The organism is Spiroplasma endosymbiont of Sarcophaga variegata, from assembly GCF_965178695.1.
Lineage (GTDB): Bacteria > Bacillota_I > Bacilli_A > Mycoplasmatales > Mycoplasmataceae > Spiroplasma > Spiroplasma poulsonii.
Map to the genome: position 1 here is coordinate 1,056,772 of NZ_CBCXVU010000002.1, position 21,179 is coordinate 1,077,950.

Below are 21,179 nucleotides of genomic sequence, written 5' to 3' on the forward strand. Positions count from 1 at the left end.
AAATGTCTCGTATTGGTAATAGAGAGTTAAAAATTCCAACAGGTGTCGAAGTAACAATTCAACCAAACAATGTTATTGTCAAAAGCACAAAAGGACAATTAGAACAAGCAATCCCAAGTGTTATTACCGTTAACGCAAAAGATGGCATTGTGACAACAGAAAGAGCAAATGACGTGAAACATAGTAAGCAATTACACGGAACCATCAATTCTTTAATTCAAGGAATGTTGGAAGGTGTTAGCAAAGGTTTCAAAAAAGAATTAGAAATTAATGGGGTTGGTTATCGTGCTGCTTTAGCAGGTGATAAATTAACCTTAAACTTAGGATATTCCCATCCAGTTGAGTATCATATTCCAAAAGGAATTACCATTACCCTTCCCAAACCAACACAAATTGTTGTGGAAGGAATTTCAAAACAATTAGTTGGGGAAGTAGCAGCTAACATTAGAAATTATCGTAAACCCGAACCTTACAAAGGAAAAGGGGTTAAATACAAAGATGAACATATTATTCGTAAAGAAGGGAAATCTGCTGGTAAATAGCAGAAGAGAGGAAGAACAACAATGGCAAATTTACAAAGTCAAAGTCGAAGCGCAAAACGTAAAAAAAGACATTTTCGTGTTCGTGCAAAAATCAATGGTACTTCTGCAATTCCCCGTTTGAATGTGTTCAAGTCGAATGGGCATTTCTATGCCCAATTAATTGATGATGTTAAGCAAACAACAATTGTTGCTGCCTCAACATTAAAAATGGCAGATTTAAAAACAACAAGTAATGTTGGGGCGGCAGAAAAAGTCGGAACTGATATTGCAAAAAAAGCACTTGATAAAAAAGTTACAACAGTAGTATTTGATCGTGGTGGGTACTTATACCATGGAAAAGTAAAAGCATTTGCAGAAGCTGCGCGTAAAGCAGGATTAAAATTTTAAAAGGAGCAATAAGAAAATATGGCAGAGAATAAAACAGATTTAACACCAAATACTGGTGGACCATCAACACCATCACAACCACCAAAAGGTGATTTTTCACGAAACAATCCCCGTCAACCACATCAACGTTCAGAACGAAACTTTGATCGTCGTGGTGAGGATAATATGTTTGAAGAAAAAGTAGTAACAATTCGTCGTGTGACAAAAGTTACAAAAGGAGGACGTCACTTCCGTTTTGCGGCAGTTGTCGTTATTGGTGATAAAAAAGGTCGTGTTGGGTTTGGAACTGGAAAAGCAAATGAAGTTCCTGATGCAATTAAAAAAGCAATTAAAGAAGCAAAAAAACAATTAGTAAAAGTGCCTTTAGTTGGAACAACAGTTCCCCATCAAATTATTGGTCATTTTGGAGCCGGTGAGGTTTTAATTAAACCAGCGCGCAAGGGAACCGGAGTTATTGCCGGGGGGCCAGCGCGAGCAGTAATTGAGCTAGCGGGCTTAGCAGATGTTTATACAAAATCATTAGGATCAAATACGCCAATCAATATGATTAGAGCAACATTAGATGGTTTACGCAATTTACGAACAGTTGAGCAAATTGCGAAATTACGTGGTAAAACCCCAGAAGAATTACAAGGAAAGAGGTAAGGAAGATGAAATTAAACGAATTACAATACACCGAAGGGGCTCGTCATAGTAAAAAACGTTTAGGACGAGGAACTTCTTCTGGTCTTGGAAAAACTTCGGGGAAAGGTCATAAGGGGCAAAATGCTCGTACTGGGGGTGGCGTTCGTCCTGGTTTTGAAGGGGGACAAACGTCAATCTTTCGCCGCTTACCAAAAGTTGGGTTTACTAATATTTCAACAAAAACTTATGTGTTATTAAACTTAAGTGATTTAGAAAAACTTAGTTTAAATGACGTTAACCATCAAACATTAGTTGCAAAAAAAGTGCTAAAAAATGAAAAAGAATTAATTAAAATCTTAGGGAATGGTACAATATCTAAGAGTGTTAATGTTAAAGTTAACAAAATTTCACAAACTGCAAAAGCAGCAATTGAAAAAGCCGGAGGAAAAGTGGAGGTAATATAGTGAAAACTAAGACAAAAAAAAGAAAAACAACCCGCAAAAATGGTGATATTGATATTGTTAAATCATCAAATTTCTTTGTTAAAAATAAAGATTTGATGAAACGAATTGGTTTTACCTTATTAGTTTTAGTTTTAATCCGCTTGGGAAGTTATTTAACAGTCCCAGGTGTTACAATTTCACAGAACTTCCAAGATCTATCAAACAATGACCAGTTCTTTAGTTTGATTTCGATGTTGGGAGGAGGAACATTAGGGAAGTTTTCTATTTTAGCGTTAGGAGTTTCACCATATATTACTGCTTCAATTATTGTGCAGTTATTATCAACTGACGTTATTCCCCCACTATCGCGCTGAGCGAAGAGTGGGGAACGCGGTCGAAAAAAATTAGATCGTTTAACAAAATGATTAACAATTCCGTTTGCAATTATGCAAGGAATTGCAACAATTTTTACAATGGCAAATCAAGGAATTATTTCACCAAAATGAGATTCATCTGATTTTGGAACTGGAAGTCCAATTTTCTATTATCTGTTAGTACCAACGGCTTTAATTGCTGGAACAATGTTAATGTTATGATTAGCAGATCAAATGACAATTAAAGGAATCGGAAATGGGGTTTCGTTAATTATTTTTGCTGGAATTGTTGCGCAATTACCAAACAATTTACAAACAACATTTAAGTTTTGAATTTCAGGACAAGAGGATATTAACTTATTGTTTGATGGAATTTTAAAATTCTTAGTTTATGTTGTAATGTTTTTATTGGTAGTGTTGTTTGTTGTAATGTTAAATGAATCAGAACGTAAATTACCAATTCAACAAACCGGAAGTGGGTTAGCGTCAGGTGATGAAAATAATCGTCCCTTCCTACCCTTAAAAATTAATTCCGCGGGAGTTATTCCAGTAATTTTTGCTTCAGCATTAATTTCAGCGCCAATTACTGTCGCTCAAATTATTAGCGTTAGCAACCCAGCTAATGGCTTTGTCCAATTTACGAATAATTATTTATCGTTTAGTACTTGGCCAGGAATTATTATTTATGCCGTGTTAATAATTTTATTTACGTTCTTATATTCACAAGTTCAAATGAATCCAGAAAAGATTGCGGAAAACTTTCAAAAGGCCGGAACTTTTATTCCAGGGGTCCGTCCCGGAAAAGAAACCGAAAAATACATTAAAGGAACAATTAACCGTTTAAGTATTTTAGGATCAGTCTTTTTAGCAGCAATTGCGATTTTACCATATGTAATTAGTAAGTTAACATCATTACCAAGTGCGTTAGCAATTGGAGGAACAGGATTAATTATTATGGTGTCAGTTGCGTTAGAAACAATGCGTCAAGTTAAAGGTCGTATTACTCAACAAGCTTTTATTGACAAAAAGTCACAAAAATTAGAAGATGAAACAAAAGATTCATACTTATGATAGAAAGCCAGAGGACAAACAATGCGAAACATTATTTTGTTAGGAGCGCCAGGTAGTGGGAAAGGAACCCAATCTGAGCATTTAGTCAAACAATTTGGCTTTACGCATCTTTCAACCGGAAATATTATTCGTGATAATATTAACCAGAAAACACCGTCAGGATTGTTGTGTCAACAATATTCTGAACAAGGAAAGTTAGTTCCTGATGATCTTATGATTGAAATGGTTGAACAACATTTACAAACAATCAGTGGTGATTTAATTTGAGATGGTTTTCCGCGGACAATTACGCAAGCAGCAAAATTAGACCAGTTACTACAAAAGTTGAATAGTAAAATTGATCATACTTTATATTTTGAAATTGATGAAAGAAAATTATTTGATCGGATTGTTGGACGGTTAACTTGTCCAACTTGTGGACGTACGTATAATCGCACAGCGTTTCCACCAAAAGTCGAATGAGTTTGTGATGATGATCAAACACCATTGGTTCAACGAAAAGATGATAGTGAAGAAAAAATTAAAATTAGGTTAGCAGCTTATCAAAATGATACAGCACCCTTAGTGCAGTATTATTTAAATCAGCAAGTACTAACCGTTATTGATGCTGATATGGAAGGATATGCTGTATGGGACCAAATTATGGCAGTTCTAAAATAACGGGGATTGGAGGTAATAAATAAAATGGCCAAAACTGATTTATTAGAGGTACAAGGAACAATTTTAGAAGTATTACCAAATACAATGTTTAAGGTGAAACTAGAAAATGGGGCAGTTATTTTAGCTCACGTTTCGGGTAAAATCCGGATGAATTACATTCGCATTTTACCCGGGGATGCAGTAGTTGTCGAAATGTCACCTTATGACTTAGAACGTGGGCGAATTATTTTTAGACATAAATAAAAAAGAATAACAAAAATAAAATTTGGTAAAGGAGAATACACGATGAAAGTAAGATCATCAGTTAAAAAAATCTGCGACAAATGTCGTGTAATTAGAAGAAAAGGGCGTGTGATGATAATTTGTTCACAACCAAAACATAAACAACGACAAGGTTAAGAAAGGACGGGAAGAAGATAGATGGCACGTATTGGCGGAGTGGATATTCCAAATGATAAGCGCGTTGTAATTGCATTAACTTACATTTATGGAATTGGAAAACCACAGTCACAAAAAATTTTAAAAGAAGCAAAAATATCAGAAGATATTCGAGTAAAAGATTTATCAGAAGATGAATTAACAACAATTAGGAATGAAATTGCAAAAATAAAAACCGAAGGTGACTTACGACGTGAAGTTGCTTTAAACATTAAACGATTAATGGAAATTGGGAGTTATCGTGGGATGCGTCACCGTAAAAGTTTACCAGCGCGCGGACAATCTTCAAAGCAAAACGCTCGTACGGTTAAAGGACCGCGTAAAACGGTTGCTAATAAGAAAAAATAATAGATAAGGAGAAGAATTATGGCTGTTAAGAAGACAACGAATAAGAAAAAAGTTAAGAAAAATGTCCTAAAGGGAATTGCACATATTCATTCAACTTTCAATAATACAATCGTTACCATTTCCGATGAAGCGGGTAATGTAATTTCATGATCATCAGCAGGGGCAATGGGTTTTAAAGGAAGTAAAAAATCAACCCCATATGCAGCACAAATGGTTGCTGAAGCTGCTGGGAAAGCAAGTCAAGAACACGGAATGAATAGTGTTCAAGTTGAAGTAAAAGGACCAGGTCCGGGGCGAGATGCTGCAGTCCGTAGTATTCAAGCAATTGGATTAGAAATTACTTCAATTAAAGATGTAACGCCAATTCCCCATAATGGGGCACGACCACCAAAAAGACCAAGAGGATAGGAGAAGGATCAGGCGATGAAACAATTTATTAGACCAGAATTTAAATTACAAGCAGAAGATAAAGCAAATAATTATGGAAAGTTTTTAGTGGAACCTTTAGAACGAGGGTTTGGGGTAACATTGGGGAATGCTTTACGCCGAACATTGTTATCAGCAACACCAGGGGCTGCTGTTTTTGCAGTTCGTATTAAAGGGGCTTCACACGAATTTACTGCTATTCCCGGGGTTGTTGAACATGTTACAAAAATAATTTTAAATATTAAAAATTTAGTATTGAAAATTAACCAAGATATTATTCCTGATGGTGAATCAGTTATCTTGAAGGTAGTTTCTTTAAAAGAAGGAGAAGTTTACGCGAAAGATTTAGTGGTGCCAACGGGAGTTGAAATTATTAATGGAACCTTATTATTAGCAACAATTGCTAAAGGTGGGGAATTAGAACTAGAATTACACGCTCGTAATTCGCGTGGTTATAAATCATTTACAGATAACAAGAAAGAAAAAAAATATGCTGATTTAATCGTGATTGATTCAAATTATTGTCCAATTCAACGAGTAGCATATAATGTTGAACCAACAAAAGTTGGGAAAAATGCGGACTTAGAAAAATTGGAGTTAGAAATTCAAACTGATAGTTCAATTACACCAGTTAATGCTGTTGCAATGGCGGCAAAAGTTATTACTGAACACTTAGAGTTCTTCGTTAATTTAAACGAAGCAATTAAATTAACCCAAATTATTTTATCAGAAACTGAAACAGAAGAAGATGAATTAGATCGTAGTATTGATGAATTAGAATTTACCCAACGTTCACAAAACTGTTTAAAACGAGCAAAAATTGATACGTTACGGGACTTAGTTTCAAAAACAGAAGATGAAATTCAAGATATTCGAAACTTAGGAAAAAAATCACTAACAGAAATCAAGGACAAAGTGGCCCAATTAGGTTTACACTTTCGTCGCGATTAGGAAAGGAGGAATGTTATCATGTCATATCAACAAAAAAGAGGAAAAAATACAGCTTGACGAAATGGCTTAATGCGTAATTTAGCAACAGAATTAATTATTAATGAACGTTTAGAAATTACTGAAACCCGAGCAAAAGAACTACGTCGTCATGTTGATAAATTAATTACCTTAGGGAAACGACAAGATTTACATGCTCGTCGTCGTGCTGCTAGTTTTTTACGCGATATTGATGCGAATGAAAAAGAAACAGCATTACAAAAATTATTTAATGGTGTTGCAAAAAAATATCAAAATCGTAATGGGGGTTATACTCGCATTTTAAAATTAGATAATCGTAAAGGGGACAATGCCCCAATGGTGATTATTGAATTAGTATAAAGGAAAACTAACAGGATCGTTAGTTTTTTTCTTTTTATGATACTGTAAATTGTAAATGCCAAATCATAAAAAGTTAACTATTAATTTAGTTAACTTTTTTAAGTTAATTATAGGAGGTTGAAATTATGCAAACAAAGCAATATTTAATTTTGCGGTCATTAGTGAAAAAGTATGGTAAAGATATTGTTATTAATACTGTCAATAAGATTGTAAAAGATATTGAAATTAAAAAGTAAAAGAATAAATTATTCCGCGTAATTTATTAGCGGATAATTTATTCAATAATGTTTTTTAAGTGGAGCAAAGCGACAACGAGCGGAGCGAGTTTGCAAATTTCAATTTTTTAATTTATTGAAAGGAGATATATTATGCCAGTTTGATTAACGACAATATTTAGTGTTGTTATTATATTAGGTATTTTTGCGTGAATTGGTTTATCAATTTATCAGAAAATTCGCCAAATTCGAGGTAAGAAAAAAGATAAAAAAGAAATTGAAAACAAGGAGGATAAAAAATAATGTTAGGGATGTATTTAACAACAGCAATTAATTTTTTAGCAGCAGATACGCCACCTACTATTTCAGATGGAATGGGTTCTATTTGAAGTGGATTAGGGCAAGCGATGATGAAAGTTAAAGAAGCAATTTATGCTGTATTACCACAATTAATGACTTTTTTAGGTGATGCGTGAATTATTTTAATTCCATTTGGTATTTTTGTTATTGTTAAAATATTAAACTTTTTCCGTGTTATGGTCAAAGGATTTTAGTAATAAGAAACTAAGGCACACTAGTTTATTTATTTTTTATTAATTTATTTTGTATAACTATTATTTTAAAACTTAATAGTATTTTTCAGTGTGCCAATTTTTATTATTTTTATATTTAACAATGTTTATTAAACAATAGATAAACAATATTTTAACATTATTTATAACATTGTTAATTAAAAAAAATGTTTATTAAGGAGTTGATAAAATTGAGTAATTTTGTTAAGAAAAATCAAAATATAGAGAATTATTTTATTCGTAAAGAATTCATAGTTTTTCAGACTGATAAAGCTTCATTTATAAATTTACCTAATCATAATCGCCATATTGGTTTTTGATTAAGTAATAAATTTATTTATCCGAGTGAAAAACATTCAGAACAAGTAGCAATTGGTTTGATTTATGATAATTCTTATCCTATTGTAAAATATGATGAAAATTTAAAACGTCATATTTGAAAGTATTTAACTGGAACAGAATTAATTAATTTGTATAATCAATATAAACAAAATTATTTTAATCGTATGCACAAAGCATTATTTTCAAATGAACCTAAAAAAGTAAAAGTAAATAATAACAATAATAATTTAACAAATTGAAGTGTTGAAAAAGAGCAAGAATTAATTAATGATTTAGAAAGTTTAAATTAAATGAGTTTATATGACTATTGAGTTCAATTTGTTAGTTATATTTTTGGTTCAAATGCCCCTGAATTTTTATATGTTATATCGTTTGTATTATTTATCGTTTTATTTTTTGGGATGTTTTTTAAACTTATTCAAAAAATGTGGAGTTTTTAAAAATGCAAAATGATTGAGAAAAATTAAAAGAGTTTTTTATTCATGTCTTTTTGTTTATAAATAAAACAAATGTTGAAAGTATTACAACTTGGACTTTGACACAGAATGAATATTTAACTTTGATGGTTGGTGTTTGAATTGTTATTTTATTTTTAACTTGGTTTTTGTTATGAATGATTTTTAAAATAGTTGGGTATTTTAAATAATGAAAAAGTTTGTATTTTTCTTAAAAAATTATTGTTATATTAGTAGTTCAATGATTTTGTTTAGTTTAATTGATTTGTTATTTTGAATAATTTCATTAAATTATACTGGTTTAGTATTTTGATTATTATTTGCTTTGCAATGTGTTTATTTTGTATGATGAGTTTGAAAAAACATATTTTATCAGTTAAATGCTTTTCGGTTAGTAAGTTTTGTTTGAGATAATCCGTTATCAGTTATTATTGGTAAATTAGGAACCGGAAAAACTTTACTTTTAACTTATTTATCACAAACTATGAAATTATTAACAGATAAAATTTATAGTAATTATCCGTTAGAAGATGAGAAAGTTAAAGTTTTAACATTTAAAAATTTAGATTTTACAGATAGAACAAAACCAGTTCCCCCTGATGATAGTGTTATTTTATTTGATGAAAGTTATTTATATATTGATGGAACTAGTCCTCACGATGAGAAAAAAGTCCATAGTGGTAAAATTCCGTGAATTGTTTTAGCAAGACATTTTGGTAATCGTGCTTTGTTTACAGCACAGCGTGAGGGTATGATTTGAAATAATATCCGACAATTAGCAAGTGGTATTATTATTCCAATTTCACTTAAAAAACCGATTGCTAAAAAAGGATTTAATTTTTTTAATCGTTTCTTTATTATGCGAATTGGTATTTTTCAAGATATTACGGATTATGAAATTTGAAAAACAAAATCAGTAGAACGAACAGCAGAAGGTAAACGAGTAAAACATAAGTCAGATGTTGGTTTAGGAATTCGGTTTTTTAAAATAATTATTCCGTTAGAATTTGCACAGAAATATGATAGTCAATGATTAAAGTTTGTTCGTGATTTAAAAAATGATGAAATAATTAATAACAAAGAATACTATTGGTCAGAAATTACTAAATTGAGTGTTAAAGAGCGGTTAGAATTGTTTGATATTGATATTTTGAAAAAGAATTTAAAACCTAAAAAAGAAAAAGGAAGTGATAAAAATGATTAATTTGTTGTCAGAAAGTAGTAATTGAGATAAGATTTTTAGTTTTATTTTTGATGTTTTTTTGTTTATTTTTGATGTAATTTGAAATACTAAATTACCAATGACAAATACAACAATTGCTTATTTTATTATTTTTTTTATGGTTGTTAAGTTATCAATTTATGCAATTCACGGCACAAGAACACAATATAACGAATTAGGTTCAATAGTACAAACGGGGGTATCAAATATTTATTCTGCGACTGCTCGTGGAGTTTCAGATACTAAACAAGGTATGCAAAAACATATTACAGAGCGTAAACAGTTTAAAATTAATCGTAATAAACAACAATTATCAAGTTTAGCAAAACAAGCAAAAACAAGAGAACAAGGATATCGGAGAGTGCATAAATAATGATTAGACTAGTTTTATTGGTTGCGGCAATTGCTATATTTGGTACTGGTTTTATTACAGTTATTATTAATCAATTAACATCAGCAAAAAATATTATTATGGATTTATATAACTCAGATACTTTTTTACTTTCTTTATTTGGTAAGATGGCAATTTTGTTTAGTCATCCGTTAATGTTAACAATATCAAGTTTATATATTGTTGGGTTTATTGTTTCAAAAACATTATATAGTTAGGAGTTATTTATGAAAAAATTATTTTCTTTATTTTCAATAGGACTTTTAGGACTTTTAGGTTTAATTATTCCTTTTATTACTTTAACAGCATTTAAACCGTTAAATCAACAAAATTATACTGTTAATCAACAAACAACAGGAATGAATGAAACTGATTTTATTAATACAATGTTTTTACGCAGTAGTTTTTTTGAAAATTGGTCTGAAACCAATTATTTTATTAATCCAACTTTAAAAACATCGCAATCATTAACTTATAATGATAAATGATATTTAGATTTTTTAAAGGATAGTTATTCAACGGGGATTTCATTTGATAAACCCAGTAATGAATTTATGGATTTATACAAAAATTGAGATAGTTATGTTAAACAATATAACATTGATAAATTTTATGATGTTGATAAAAAACAATTTCTAAAAGAATTAACAAATTTTTCTTATTCTTTTGCTAAGTATTTTAATACTGTTGAAATAATTAATAAATTAGAAAAAAGTATTGACAATTTGCAACAAGTTAATTTAAAATTTCAGAATTGAAAATGATATTCAGGAGATGAATTGAACCATGGACCAACTAATAAATGATATATATTAATATCTAAATCAACTAATTCAACTGATGCAGTATATGCAATAGATTTAATTCATTTTACAACAAGTACAAGTATTAAAACAACATATCCATTTTTAAAGTCAATATACAGATGAGAAAATACAAGTATTCCAACTGATAAACAAGTTCCTGAAATAGATAATCAAGGTAATCTTCTTTTTTATACTGATAATGATTATCAAAAGGTTCGTTCTTTTTTATTAAAGTATATTGATGTAATTGTTCAAGAAAATATTAGAATACAGCAAGGTGGTAATCCTGATTATGATGATTCAAATTTAGGCAGTCAAAGAATAATCTTTGATTTTGAAATTATTAATAATATGGAAAAATTGGACTGAAAACCCAGTATTATTTTAACTAGAAAATCAATTTATCGAATGATTTTAACGATTGATGAACATAAAAATATTGTTGCTGGTAGTTTAGAATTAACACATCTTAAACAATATTGGGATGGTAATAATGCAAATAGTTATCGATATACTGATGATTTAGGTTTTTTGTTTACTTTTATGAAAGAAAAAGATAGTATCTTTAATTTTAGTGTTGAAACATATAATTATAATCAAGATAATACTCCTAATACTGGTAAAGATATTTTTGAACAGATGAAAGGCCAAATTGATATTAATAAGTTTTTAAAAGCATTTTTTGCTCATGCTTTAGTTCCAGTATTCCAAAATCGTAGTAATTTTATTGAAAGTGGTTATATTGATAATTTAGAATATAATACTGTTTTAATTAATTTTTTTGGTTTGAAATTAGTTAATTTTAGAGATGTTTTAATTGATGAAAATAATACGAATAAAAATCAATTTGAAAAATTGTTAAATAGTATGTTTACAGTTTCGCAAAACTTTTATAAAGATTATTTACGAACAATTTTTGACTTAGAAAACAATACTTATGTGCAAGGTTATAATAAAAAATATGGTTTATTAGCAAATAATGGTTTTAAGATTTATCCTCGTTATTTTTATTTTTCTGATAAATATAAGCAACTAGATATTAAATTGTATTCAGCATTTAAAAAACGATTTTATAACATTAACTATGGTAATGTATTTAATTATGATTTTTCTGTTGCAAATGATTATAATATTAATCAAAATGAAGGTTATATTTTTGAAGGTGCTTTAAAAGATAAATATGGTTTAAAATATAAAAAGATTGAAGAACAAAAAATTGGTTATAATGTTTTTGAATTACAAGCACAAAAAGAAAATGATATGTATCGTTATTATGATTTTAATTTTGGTATTTATAACTGACAAGAAATAAATAATGGTGGATTATTTCCTGATGGGCAATGATGACAAGCACAATATGAAAGTTGTAGTTGATATAATTTAGCGTGTCATATTAGAAATGCGGCAATTTGAATTGTAAATAATATTCCTGGTGTTAAGCAAGTGAATGAATTAGCAAGCGGAGTTGGTAAAATATTTCAAACAATATATAGTTTTTTTAATCAAACATTCGAAGTATGAAAATTTAGTCCAGCATTATATAACACAATAACAAATATATTCCTATTAATTATTTTTATGAAATTTGTTCGATTAATATAAAAAAGGACTTATAGGTCCTTTTATTCTTTTCAATCAGTAATTTTACCTGTTTTATTATCAATTATTGGTAGAGCTGGTTTATTTAGTTCTTCTCATCTGTATATTGACTTTAAAAGTGGATATGTTGTTTTAATACTTGTACTTGTTGTAAAATGAATTAAATCTATTGCATATACTGCATCAGTTGAATTAGTTGATTTAGATATTAATATATATCATTTATTAGTTGGTCCATGGTTCAATTCATCTCCTTAATATCATTTTCAATTACTTCCAATTGGTGGTTCTTGTGGTTGTTGTGGTTCAGGTGTAGGTTTCGGTTTATTACCCCCTCCGTTTTCATTGTTATTTGGTTTTTCACAACTAATTAATGTTGTTGTACTTGTTGCTGTTAATCCGATTGCTCCTAAAATGCTAAGTCATTTTTTCATATATTTAACTCCTTACTTAAAATGCTATAATTATTTTAAGTAAATTATAACATATTTTAATATTTTAGGAGGTAAAGTGTGAAAAAATATGAAAGATTAGATATTAATGAAAGAGTAAATTTGGAAAAATTAAAAAACAATGAATTATTTAAAAAGAAAAATGGAACAATTAATATTCGAAAAATTGCTAAGCAAATGAATAGAGATTATAGAACTATTTGGCAAGAATTAAATATGTTTGATAATATTGGTGATTATAATGCTGCAAAAGCACAAAAAATACATGATAAAAACAAAAAACAATGTCGTAAATATTCAATGTTAAATTCACAAGAATTAAGTCATTTTTCTAATGAATATAATAATTTTGGTCGTTCGCCACAAAATATTATTATGTCGTATGAATTACAATATAATGTAAAATTTAGTGTATGTTTTAAAACAATGTATAAATATATTAGATTAGGTTATTTTAATTTATCAAAAAATAATTTGTATTTTAAAAATAAAAAGCGAAAAACTAAAAATGGTGAAAAAAATGATAATCGTGGTGTATTGCTTAATATTAGAGATTATAAGCAATTTTTAAATGATTATGGAGATGATTTAAGTTTTAGTGGAATTTGAGAAATGGATACCCTTGATTGTGGTAATTTTCATTTGTTAGTTTTAGTAAATCGGAAATCTAAAATAGTTTTTTATGATATTTTATTTACTAAAAAAGCAAGTATTGTGTTAATGGTTTTAATGAAAATGATTAGACAAATTGGTATTAATAAATTTAGTTGTATTTTAACAGATAGAGGAAAAGAATTTTATAAATGAAAACTAATAGAAAAATATTTAAAAATAAGAGTTTATTTTTGTGACCCTGGAAAACCAAAACAAAAAGCATTAGTTGAAAGGATAAATAGAGATATAAGGCGTTGGTTTTTACGAAATGAGCCTATAATTAATATTCGCAGTAGATTAAAATCTGTTTTAGATATATTAAATACTACAATAAGACCTTGTTTAGGGGATTTTACATCAAAACAATATTTTAAAAAAATATTTGTTCATTAATTAGTTAATGTATATAATAAAAATAATAAAATCTATTAATTATTTTTGTGTTTAACAAATTTTTTTCAGCATTTTAATAATATAATTAGATTTTAGTAAAGGAGAAAAAATATATGTATGATAAAAATAACAAAATTATTGTAAAAATAACAAATATTATTCCCTATGGTGCTTTTTGTCGAGCAGAAAAGGCTGATGGTTTAATCCATATTAGTGAAGTTTCAGATTATTTTGTTAAAGATATTAAATATTTTTTTGATATTGGTGATGAAATTGAAGTTGAGGTGCTTGATTTTAATATAGTTAAAAAACATCTTAAATTAATTTATAAAAATTGTCACCCTGAATTATTAAAAAATGATGATAAAGAAATTCAGGAAATAAAAACAGCATTCCAAAACTTAAATAAAAGACAAAATAAAACAGACAATATTGAAAATATTAGTAAAACAAACGAAAATAAATAAATTAATAAAAATATAAAAAAGTAAAAAATAGTTTTATTACTACTTTTTACTTTTTTATTGTATTTCATGATTAATATGTTAATATAATTATAACTTTTTATGATTTAGTTTTACAGTATACAATACAATAAAAAAATAAATGGAGTCAAAACATGATTACAATTAAAACTGGGCAAGAAATTGAATATATGCAGAAAGCTGGTGTTGTTTTAAAACAAATTCATCAAGAATTACGAGCAATGATTAAACCGGGCGTAACAGGAATAATGCTTAATCATCGCGCAGAAGAAATTATTGCCGCAAATGATTGTCAACCCAATTTTAAAGGATTATATGGTTTTCCTGCATCAATTTGTGTTTCTTTAAATACTGTCTTAGTGCATGGGATTCCTAATGATGTTCCATTCCAAGTGGGTGATCTTGTTTCAATTGATGCAGGATGTGCTTATAAGGGCTATAATAGTGATGGTGCTTTTACTGTTATTGTTGATGCTGATCAAAATCCAGAGCATGTTAAGTTACTAACTGTTACAGAAACAGCGTTAACAAAAGCAATGGCAATTTTAAAACCAGGCGTTCGGATTGGTGATATTGGTGCTGTAATCCAAACATATGTTGAAGGGGAAGGCTTTTACTTACCAACTGAATTTACTGGTCACGGAATTGGGCGCAGTTTACATGAAGACCCAATAATTCCGAATGTTGGAAGTGCGGGAACGGGGCTGCGGTTGCAAGCAGGGATGACAATTTGTATTGAACCAATGGTCCAAATTGGAACTAAAGCGATTAAAATGTTAGATGATGGGTGAACACCTGTTTCGGCATTAGGATTAGCGAGTGCCCACTTTGAGCATACGATATTAATTACTGAAACTGGTTATGAGGTTTTAACATAACGTTTTTTATTATTTTTATAATTTTTAAATTTGAACTTTAATTTTGTCGAAAACTCTTGATATTTATAAAATATACCTAAAATTAGGTATATTTTTAATATATAGAGGTAAATAAATGATGAAAAAAATAATTACAGAATTAATAAATAGCTTAACAGATGATCAATTTTTAGAATTTTATGAAAAAATAAAACAACAAGCAGACTTAATTAAAAAACAAAAACGTTTAAATGAAATTGATCAAAAATTTAGAGATAAAGGCATTATATGTCCTAATTGCAAATCTTTTCATTGTGTTAAAAATGGTCATAATTCCGAAGGAAAACAAAAATATTTATGTAAAAAATGTCGTGCTAGTTTTGATGCATTTCGTCATCATTTTACTTATTGAAGTCATTTAAATTATGAACAGTGAAATTTATTAATTCAAATTTCATTGTTAGGACAATCTAGTAAAATAATTTCTCGTTTTATTAAAACAACCCCAAAAACCGCTTGATATAATCGACAAAAATTAATGCAATCAAAACAATTAGAAAATACACAGTTAAAATTTAAAAAATTAAATGGTCAAATCCAAATGGATGAAACATTTATTAAAGAAATTCATAAAGGCAATTTTAAAGATAAATTTGATAAACGAAAAACTCATCTCGATCCATTTTCAACTGATACCAAATGCTGTATTCAAATGGCAGTTGATAGCAATAATAATATTTTTGTTCAATCCACCAATACCAAAAGATTACAAAAACAATGGATTATTGAAAATATGAATAAGCAACTAATTAAAGAAAAATCAATAATTATTTCTGATATGCAACCACTATATTTATTAGTAGCAAAACAAACAAATTCTACTCTATATTCCACCAAAACTAGTACAAACCCTGATACTAGTTATCAAAAGTTAAATAAGATTAGTAAATTACAATCCAGTCTTAAAGAAGCCTTAATTCATTATCATGGTTTGGGTTTCACTAATATTCAAAATTATTTAAAGCTCTGAAAATGAAAATACCAACACAAAGGTTTAACACCAAACCAACAATCAACGGTATTATATTTTAACGTTTAAAAAATTTAAAGCAAAATCATAATCTTACACAAAATTAGTTTTCAAATTGTCATATTGATGATTTTTTTTATTTCATCAAGAGTTTTCGACAAAATTAAAGAATTTGAAATTGAAAAATATTCTAATATCGTGTATTATAAACAAATAGGGCTTGATAATTTATTATAGGGGGAGATAATGATGAGATTCAAAGAAAGAAATTGAACTTGAAAGATTAATATTTTTGGTAAGCATATTAAAGCGGGAACAGGAAAATATGACCCGTTTGATTATGGCCGTGTAAAACGAATGGCGCGCGAAGAAGCAAAACAACAACGATTAGAAGCAAAACAAAATCGTAATAATAATTATAATTTTTAAAACCATACTTAGAATTAAGTATGGTTTTTGTTTTTTGTGTTGGAAATTATTTTATAGGTGGTAAGTGATAAGAATTAGCAATTTTTTTATAAATCATTGTTTGACAATCTTCATCGGTATAACAATTAAACCGAAAAACACCAACAAAGTGATAACCAATGCCTTTTTCTTTTTCATTTAATTTTGCAAAAGTGACAAATTCAGTTTGCTGTTGGCTTTGTTGTTCACCAAGTTTTTTTCGTTTACTAAGCGGTTTGGTGCTATCAAATTGATAAAGATATGTTCCATCAGGAGCAATGTAATTGGCATAACCCTTTTCAATTCCCCCAGCAAGGCGATGGGGTGGTGGGATATTTACTAGTCACACTTGTTGGTGATCATTAATAGTATAACCACTTTTCAATGTTGAAAGATGATTTTCATCGGTAAAAAGGGCACTTAAAACATCAAAGATGGTACTAAAGATAATATCATCGGTTGTTTTAATTTCTCTTTGTTGTAAAATTTTTTGTAATGTTTCATTTGGCATTTTAAAACCTCTATTTTCAAAGCATTTAAGTTCAATGATTTTCTTTTCTAGTGTAATATAATAATTATACTAAAAAATAAATTAAAATGTTATAATTATTACAAGTATAAATAGGGGGGATACTAGTATGTTTTTATCATTTCTTATTGTAACACAGAATAACCCCGTCAAACTAATGAAAACATTAATGTCAATTAAAGAGCAAACCAATGGTGATTATGAAATTGTTTTAGTTGATGATACTGGTTTTCAACCTAAATCACAAACATTAGAGGTTATGAGTGAGCATTTTTATAATGTTGGTAAAAAAATGCAAGTCGTTACAAATTTACGAAGTCAAGGTTTTTCTTATGGTCTTAATAGTGCTATTTGTGTTGCGCGTGGGGATTATTTTATGATTGTTGATGAAGGTGAAGTTATTCATAAAACAGCTGTTGCTGTGCTAAAAGAAAATGTTACAAAACACCAAGTTGAGCATAAAAAAATTGATATTGTTGAATTTCGGTTACATTATCCGCATTCAAAAGGAAATAGTGAGATTCGTAATAAAGCTAATGTTTTATTATCTCCAAAAACAGATAAGGAAGTGTTAGCTTACACCCATTCTTTGGTTTTTACTAAAATTTTTCGGCGTAAATTAGTATTGCAAAAAAATATTATGTTACTTAATTATCGCCGGACTGATGCCTTCTTCATTTATAATATCTTAGCATATGCCAACGGTTTTTTAGCAATTGAAGATATTTTAGCTGATTATGAATTAGGGCTTGTCAATTATAGCGTTTTTGATTTACTAAAACAATGAATTTATATTTTTAATTTATATCGTGATTTAAATTTATATCGTGAGTATCAAGAAGAATTAGAATATGCCTTTATTCGTTTTTGTCTTGTGACATTTTTACGTCTGGTACGGTTGCAAAACAATAAAGCCTTATCAATTAAAGCGATTCATAGCACCGAAAATAAATTAGAACGACGATATAAAAGTTTTCTTAAAAATAAATACATTAAAGATATTCAAGAACCAAAGTTTAAAGTAATTGTTAGTGATATTAAAGGATTTATTAAAAATTGAAAACTAGAAAATGCTAAATAAGATTTTATGACAGAATTAAATGATAAAACTAAGCATTCGATGCAAAACAACGATACGGAGGATATGACAATAGCAACAACAACGAAAGGCGAAGATTATAACTTGCACCAATTAGCGCGACCAGCACGCATTATTTTCGTGCGTTTTCTTGATATTATTTTAGCTAGTTTAATTCCATTAATTTTAACTTTGACAATGAATTACTGATATGGTCAGCGTACTGTTTGACCACCAATTGTTGTGATTGGCATAACATTTTTGTTGTTCTTTTGTTATTTTGTCCTTTTACCGTATTTTTGAGATGGTAAAACGATTGGTAAGTTTTTGTTTCAAATTAAATTAGTTAACACAGAACAAAAGTTAAAATTAGGAGTTATTTTTACGCGAGAATTATTTATTATATTTTTGCCGTGGTTTATTGTATTATTAACAAATTTAAGTTTAAATTTAATTTTTCATGTTAATTTAGGTGATTTATTTCGAACAACTAACAAAAATCCCGTGGCAATTATTGTGATTCGAATTGTAACAACAACTTATTTTTTATGATATTTAGGGTTAATTTTTGCGGTTGTTTTAAATCCAAATCATCAAATTTTATTTGATCGTCATTTTAATTTATTTAATGTTAAAACAAAACCAATTGTTAAAAAACAAAAAAAGGCGTCAAAAAAACCAATAACAAGAGAGCATCAACATGTTCATTTACAAAAAGATCAACCGGGGAATATTTCTGATGAAATTTTAAAAGAAATTGATGAATTATAAGGTAAAATGTAATTGTTTGAAAAGAAAGGCAGAAGCACATGAGGAATGAATTTATTGAACATTTAAATCCAAATCAACGAGAGGCTGTCTTAGCAATTAATGGTTCTGTTCGAATTATTGCTGGCGCTGGTAGTGGAAAAACACGAGTAATTATTAATAAGATTGCTTATTTAATTAAATACGCTGATTTACAACCATGACGAATTTGTGCGGTGACTTTTACGAATAAAGCAGCGAATGAAATGAAAGAACGGATTGTTGACTTAATTGGTGTTAATGGCAAACGTTGTATGATTTCAACTTATCATGCTTTGTGTGTACGCATCTTACGCGAAGATATTGTTGCGCTAAATTATGAGCGTAATTTTAATATTATTGATATGGCTGATCAAGATAGTATTTTACGTAATATTTATAAAACATTTAATGCTAAGTATGATGCCCAAGAAAGCCGGATGGTAAAGAATTATATTAGTAATCAAAAGAATGATTTTATTAGTCCGGCCAGTGCAAAGGATAATGCAATTGGGGATGAAAAACGTTGAGCGGAAGTGTATGGACATTATGAGACACGGTTAAAAGAATTAAATAGTCTTGATTTTAACGATTTAATCTTGCTAACATATAAGTTATTTAAACACCATCCAGAAGTTTTAGAAAAATGACAAAATCGTTTTGATTATTTTTTAGTTGATGAATTTCAAGATACAAATGAAATTCAATTTGATATTATTAAATGATTAGTTGGTGACGCACATAATATTATGGTTGTTGGGGATCCTGATCAAACAATTTATTCATGACGGGGAGCAAAAGTTAGGTTAATTTTAAATCTTGAGCAATATTTTCCGGGAACAGAAACAATTATTCTGAATGAAAATTATCGATCAAGTCAAAGTATTTTGTCACTAGCTAATAATTTAATTGCAAATAATAAAGACCGAATTGAAAAGGATTTATTTACAAACCAAACATTAGGACAGTTACCAATTTTATATCATGCTGTAAATAGTGCTGATGAAAGTGACTTTGTGGCACGAAAAGTTAAGGAATTGATTAAACAAGAAAGTTATGATTATAAAGATGTTTTAATTTTATATCGGGCAAATTACTTATCGCGTGATTTAGAAGTTGCTTTAGCAGACTATGGAATTTCTTATCGTATTTTTGGAGCGTTCAAATTTTATGAACGAAAGGAAATTAAAGATGCGCTTGCCTTTTTAAAAATAATTATGAATAATGACCAGTTAGCAGTGGAACGAGTATTATTATTAACGCCAAAAATTGGTCCAAAAGCATTTGAACAAATTCTCACAGTTTTAAAAGAACGAGAATTAACTTTTACGGCATTGTTAGAACATCATTTTGATTTATTACCAACAAGTTTACAACATAATCTAGCTGCTTTACGCACAGCAATGTTAGCTGCTTTAACAGAATTACCAAAAACAGCAACAATTGAAAATCTGGTAATATTATTGTTAAATAAAACAGGATATCAACAACGTTTGCGTGATAATTTTGAAGAAGAACGTGAAGAAAATATTTTAGAATTAATTAACTCAATAAAAAAATTTGACCAGCAAAATGATAATCTAACTGGAGTTGAATTATTAAGTGAATACTTACAATTAGTTTCATTACAAACCGATAGTGATAGTGATAATTTAACTGATAATACTGTTTCTTTAATGACAATTCATAATGCGAAAGGATTAGAAAAAAAGATTGTTTTTATTGTTGGTTTAAATGAAGGAATTTTTCCATCAAGTCAGGCAATTAAAATGGGCTATGATCAGATTGAAGAGGAACGACGAACATTATATGTTGCGATTACAAGAGCACAAGAAATGTTATTTTTAAGTCATCCAGAAGGTTATTCATATATTACTGGAAACGAACGTTTTCCTTCGCGTTTTATTAAAGAATTAGATAGTGATTTTCATCAAAAGGTTAATAGTGAATTAATATTTAGTAAACCAAAACCTTTTTCAAACCGTAATGGGATGAAGTTAAGTGGTGAAACAACAGTTTTTCATTTGAACAAAAATGTTGAACCATCTTTTAAACCTAACTTATGAAAATTAAATGATACTGTTAGTCATGATTTGTTTGGCATTGGGGTGGTTGTAAAAATTATTGCTCAAAATGTACAAATTGTTTTTCCAGACCCGTACAAAGTTAAAATCATTTCAGCAGATAGTCAGGCAATTAAGAAAGTAGAATAAGGGAGGTTGAA

Annotated in this window: 31 protein-coding genes; 28 read left to right on the forward strand and 3 right to left on the reverse strand. The window is 28.7% G+C overall.

Features of this window, described 5'->3' with window-relative positions; all coding sequences use genetic code 4:
* The first annotated feature begins 2 nt into the window (after window positions 1–2).
* The 20 genes from rplF to ACOBME_RS07395 all read left to right on the forward strand — a co-directional run bounded on the left by rplF (window position 3) and on the right by ACOBME_RS07395 (window position 12,247).
* Window positions 3–542, forward strand: coding sequence for a 50S ribosomal protein L6 (gene rplF / locus ACOBME_RS07300; RefSeq protein WP_040092941.1), 540 nt, complete (start codon window positions 3–5; stop codon window positions 540–542).
* Window positions 543–563: 21 nt separating this feature from the next.
* Window positions 564–929 (forward strand): 50S ribosomal protein L18, encoded by a 366-nt coding sequence (gene rplR, locus ACOBME_RS07305; RefSeq protein ID WP_338965350.1) that lies wholly within the window; start codon window positions 564–566, stop codon window positions 927–929.
* A 165-nt stretch (window positions 930–1,094) separates the two neighbouring features.
* Window positions 1,095–1,574 carry a 30S ribosomal protein S5 gene (gene rpsE, locus ACOBME_RS07310; RefSeq protein WP_338966591.1) on the forward strand — a complete coding sequence of 160 codons (480 nt, stop codon included), beginning with the start codon at window positions 1,095–1,097 and terminating at the stop codon, window positions 1,572–1,574.
* 5 nt (window positions 1,575–1,579) lie between these two features.
* Window positions 1,580–2,017, forward strand: coding sequence for a 50S ribosomal protein L15 (rplO, locus tag ACOBME_RS07315; RefSeq protein ID WP_338965352.1), 438 nt, complete (start codon window positions 1,580–1,582; stop codon window positions 2,015–2,017).
* Complete coding sequence (gene secY, locus ACOBME_RS07320; RefSeq protein WP_338965353.1) at window positions 2,017–3,444, forward strand: preprotein translocase subunit SecY; 1,428 nt, start codon at window positions 2,017–2,019, stop codon at window positions 3,442–3,444. Before rplO ends, secY begins: the two co-directional genes overlap by 1 nt.
* Window positions 3,445–3,462: 18 nt before the next feature.
* The gene (locus ACOBME_RS07325; protein WP_419334811.1) at window positions 3,463–4,101 is read left to right on the forward strand and encodes an adenylate kinase family protein; all 639 of its coding nucleotides are present in this window, start codon (window positions 3,463–3,465) and stop codon (window positions 4,099–4,101) included.
* 24 nt (window positions 4,102–4,125) lie between these two features.
* Complete coding sequence (gene infA, locus ACOBME_RS07330) at window positions 4,126–4,344, forward strand: translation initiation factor IF-1 (RefSeq protein ID WP_040092948.1); 219 nt, start codon at window positions 4,126–4,128, stop codon at window positions 4,342–4,344.
* 42 nt (window positions 4,345–4,386) lie between these two features.
* Window positions 4,387–4,500, forward strand: coding sequence for a 50S ribosomal protein L36 (gene rpmJ, locus ACOBME_RS07335; protein ID WP_004028447.1), 114 nt, complete (start codon window positions 4,387–4,389; stop codon window positions 4,498–4,500).
* A 21-nt stretch (window positions 4,501–4,521) separates the two neighbouring features.
* On the forward strand, window positions 4,522–4,887 hold the full coding sequence (rpsM, locus tag ACOBME_RS07340) for a 30S ribosomal protein S13 (protein ID WP_338965360.1): 366 nt from the start codon (window positions 4,522–4,524) through the stop codon (window positions 4,885–4,887).
* Between the two features lie 18 nt (window positions 4,888–4,905).
* Window positions 4,906–5,295, forward strand: coding sequence for a 30S ribosomal protein S11 (gene rpsK / locus ACOBME_RS07345; protein ID WP_070406476.1), 390 nt, complete (start codon window positions 4,906–4,908; stop codon window positions 5,293–5,295).
* A gap of 15 nt (window positions 5,296–5,310) precedes the next feature.
* Entirely contained in the window at window positions 5,311–6,264 is a 954-nt protein-coding gene (locus ACOBME_RS07350; RefSeq protein ID WP_338965363.1) for a DNA-directed RNA polymerase subunit alpha, read from the forward strand.
* An 18-nt stretch (window positions 6,265–6,282) separates the two neighbouring features.
* On the forward strand, window positions 6,283–6,642 hold the full coding sequence (rplQ, locus tag ACOBME_RS07355; RefSeq protein ID WP_040092952.1) for a 50S ribosomal protein L17: 360 nt from the start codon (window positions 6,283–6,285) through the stop codon (window positions 6,640–6,642).
* Between the two features lie 368 nt (window positions 6,643–7,010).
* Complete coding sequence (locus ACOBME_RS07360; RefSeq protein ID WP_004027793.1) at window positions 7,011–7,160, forward strand: hypothetical protein; 150 nt, start codon at window positions 7,011–7,013, stop codon at window positions 7,158–7,160.
* Window positions 7,160–7,411 carry a hypothetical protein gene (locus ACOBME_RS07365; RefSeq protein ID WP_126821078.1) on the forward strand — a complete coding sequence of 84 codons (252 nt, stop codon included), beginning with the start codon at window positions 7,160–7,162 and terminating at the stop codon, window positions 7,409–7,411. Before ACOBME_RS07360 ends, ACOBME_RS07365 begins: the two co-directional genes overlap by 1 nt.
* A 209-nt stretch (window positions 7,412–7,620) precedes the next feature.
* Window positions 7,621–8,061 (forward strand): DUF3627 domain-containing protein, encoded by a 441-nt coding sequence (locus ACOBME_RS07370; protein ID WP_338963574.1) that lies wholly within the window; start codon window positions 7,621–7,623, stop codon window positions 8,059–8,061.
* Between the two features lie 152 nt (window positions 8,062–8,213).
* A complete protein-coding gene (locus ACOBME_RS07375; protein WP_126821076.1) occupies window positions 8,214–8,417 on the forward strand; it encodes a DUF2649 family protein in 204 nt (67 codons plus the stop codon).
* Complete coding sequence (locus ACOBME_RS07380; protein WP_338963280.1) at window positions 8,417–9,430, forward strand: hypothetical protein; 1,014 nt, start codon at window positions 8,417–8,419, stop codon at window positions 9,428–9,430. Before ACOBME_RS07375 ends, ACOBME_RS07380 begins: the two co-directional genes overlap by 1 nt.
* Window positions 9,423–9,821 carry a hypothetical protein gene (locus ACOBME_RS07385; protein ID WP_338963282.1) on the forward strand — a complete coding sequence of 133 codons (399 nt, stop codon included), beginning with the start codon at window positions 9,423–9,425 and terminating at the stop codon, window positions 9,819–9,821. The genes ACOBME_RS07380 and ACOBME_RS07385 overlap by 8 nt, the downstream gene beginning before the upstream one ends.
* Window positions 9,821–10,057, forward strand: coding sequence for a hypothetical protein (locus ACOBME_RS07390; RefSeq protein ID WP_004027616.1), 237 nt, complete (start codon window positions 9,821–9,823; stop codon window positions 10,055–10,057). Before ACOBME_RS07385 ends, ACOBME_RS07390 begins: the two co-directional genes overlap by 1 nt.
* A gap of 9 nt (window positions 10,058–10,066) precedes the next feature.
* Window positions 10,067–12,247: a spiroplasma phage ORF1-like family protein gene (locus ACOBME_RS07395; RefSeq protein ID WP_338965368.1), complete on the forward strand. Its 2,181-nt coding sequence runs from the start codon at window positions 10,067–10,069 to the stop codon at window positions 12,245–12,247.
* A 20-nt stretch (window positions 12,248–12,267) separates the two neighbouring features.
* Here the strand turns inward: ACOBME_RS07395 and ACOBME_RS07400 are convergent, their stop codons facing one another.
* A complete protein-coding gene (locus ACOBME_RS07400) occupies window positions 12,268–12,489 on the reverse strand; it encodes a hypothetical protein (RefSeq protein WP_419334815.1) in 222 nt (73 codons plus the stop codon).
* 9 nt (window positions 12,490–12,498) lie between these two features.
* Window positions 12,499–12,678 carry a lipoprotein gene (locus ACOBME_RS07405; RefSeq protein ID WP_419334816.1) on the reverse strand — a complete coding sequence of 60 codons (180 nt, stop codon included), beginning with the start codon at window positions 12,676–12,678 and terminating at the stop codon, window positions 12,499–12,501.
* 78 nt (window positions 12,679–12,756) lie between these two features.
* Here ACOBME_RS07405 and ACOBME_RS07410 point away from each other — a divergent pair, with 78 nt between their 5' ends.
* From ACOBME_RS07410 to ACOBME_RS07430, 5 genes are all read left to right on the forward strand, one after another.
* On the forward strand, window positions 12,757–13,743 hold the full coding sequence (locus ACOBME_RS07410; protein WP_338965371.1) for an IS30 family transposase: 987 nt from the start codon (window positions 12,757–12,759) through the stop codon (window positions 13,741–13,743).
* Between the two features lie 113 nt (window positions 13,744–13,856).
* Window positions 13,857–14,210 (forward strand): S1 RNA-binding domain-containing protein, encoded by a 354-nt coding sequence (locus ACOBME_RS07415; RefSeq protein WP_419334818.1) that lies wholly within the window; start codon window positions 13,857–13,859, stop codon window positions 14,208–14,210.
* 152 nt (window positions 14,211–14,362) lie between these two features.
* Window positions 14,363–15,106 carry a type I methionyl aminopeptidase gene (gene map, locus ACOBME_RS07420; protein ID WP_338965373.1) on the forward strand — a complete coding sequence of 248 codons (744 nt, stop codon included), beginning with the start codon at window positions 14,363–14,365 and terminating at the stop codon, window positions 15,104–15,106.
* Between the two features lie 115 nt (window positions 15,107–15,221).
* Window positions 15,222–16,184: an IS1/IS1595 family N-terminal zinc-binding domain-containing protein gene (locus ACOBME_RS07425; RefSeq protein WP_338963247.1), complete on the forward strand. Its 963-nt coding sequence runs from the start codon at window positions 15,222–15,224 to the stop codon at window positions 16,182–16,184.
* Window positions 16,185–16,361: 177 nt separating this feature from the next.
* Window positions 16,362–16,544, forward strand: coding sequence for a hypothetical protein (locus ACOBME_RS07430; protein WP_242441434.1), 183 nt, complete (start codon window positions 16,362–16,364; stop codon window positions 16,542–16,544).
* A 46-nt stretch (window positions 16,545–16,590) separates the two neighbouring features.
* Here the strand turns inward: ACOBME_RS07430 and ACOBME_RS07435 are convergent, their stop codons facing one another.
* Window positions 16,591–17,073 carry a hypothetical protein gene (locus tag ACOBME_RS07435; RefSeq protein WP_419334820.1) on the reverse strand — a complete coding sequence of 161 codons (483 nt, stop codon included), beginning with the start codon at window positions 17,071–17,073 and terminating at the stop codon, window positions 16,591–16,593.
* Between the two features lie 127 nt (window positions 17,074–17,200).
* Between ACOBME_RS07435 and ACOBME_RS07440 the strand changes: the two genes are divergently transcribed.
* The 3 genes from ACOBME_RS07440 to ACOBME_RS07450 are packed head-to-tail and all read left to right on the forward strand — an operon-like array spanning window position 17,201 to window position 21,168.
* Window positions 17,201–18,172 carry a glycosyltransferase family 2 protein gene (locus ACOBME_RS07440; RefSeq protein WP_338965378.1) on the forward strand — a complete coding sequence of 324 codons (972 nt, stop codon included), beginning with the start codon at window positions 17,201–17,203 and terminating at the stop codon, window positions 18,170–18,172.
* A gap of 6 nt (window positions 18,173–18,178) precedes the next feature.
* Window positions 18,179–18,940 carry an RDD family protein gene (locus ACOBME_RS07445; protein ID WP_338965380.1) on the forward strand — a complete coding sequence of 254 codons (762 nt, stop codon included), beginning with the start codon at window positions 18,179–18,181 and terminating at the stop codon, window positions 18,938–18,940.
* A gap of 38 nt (window positions 18,941–18,978) precedes the next feature.
* On the forward strand, window positions 18,979–21,168 hold the full coding sequence (locus ACOBME_RS07450; protein WP_338965382.1) for an ATP-dependent helicase: 2,190 nt from the start codon (window positions 18,979–18,981) through the stop codon (window positions 21,166–21,168).
* Window positions 21,169–21,179: the final 11 nt, after the last annotated feature.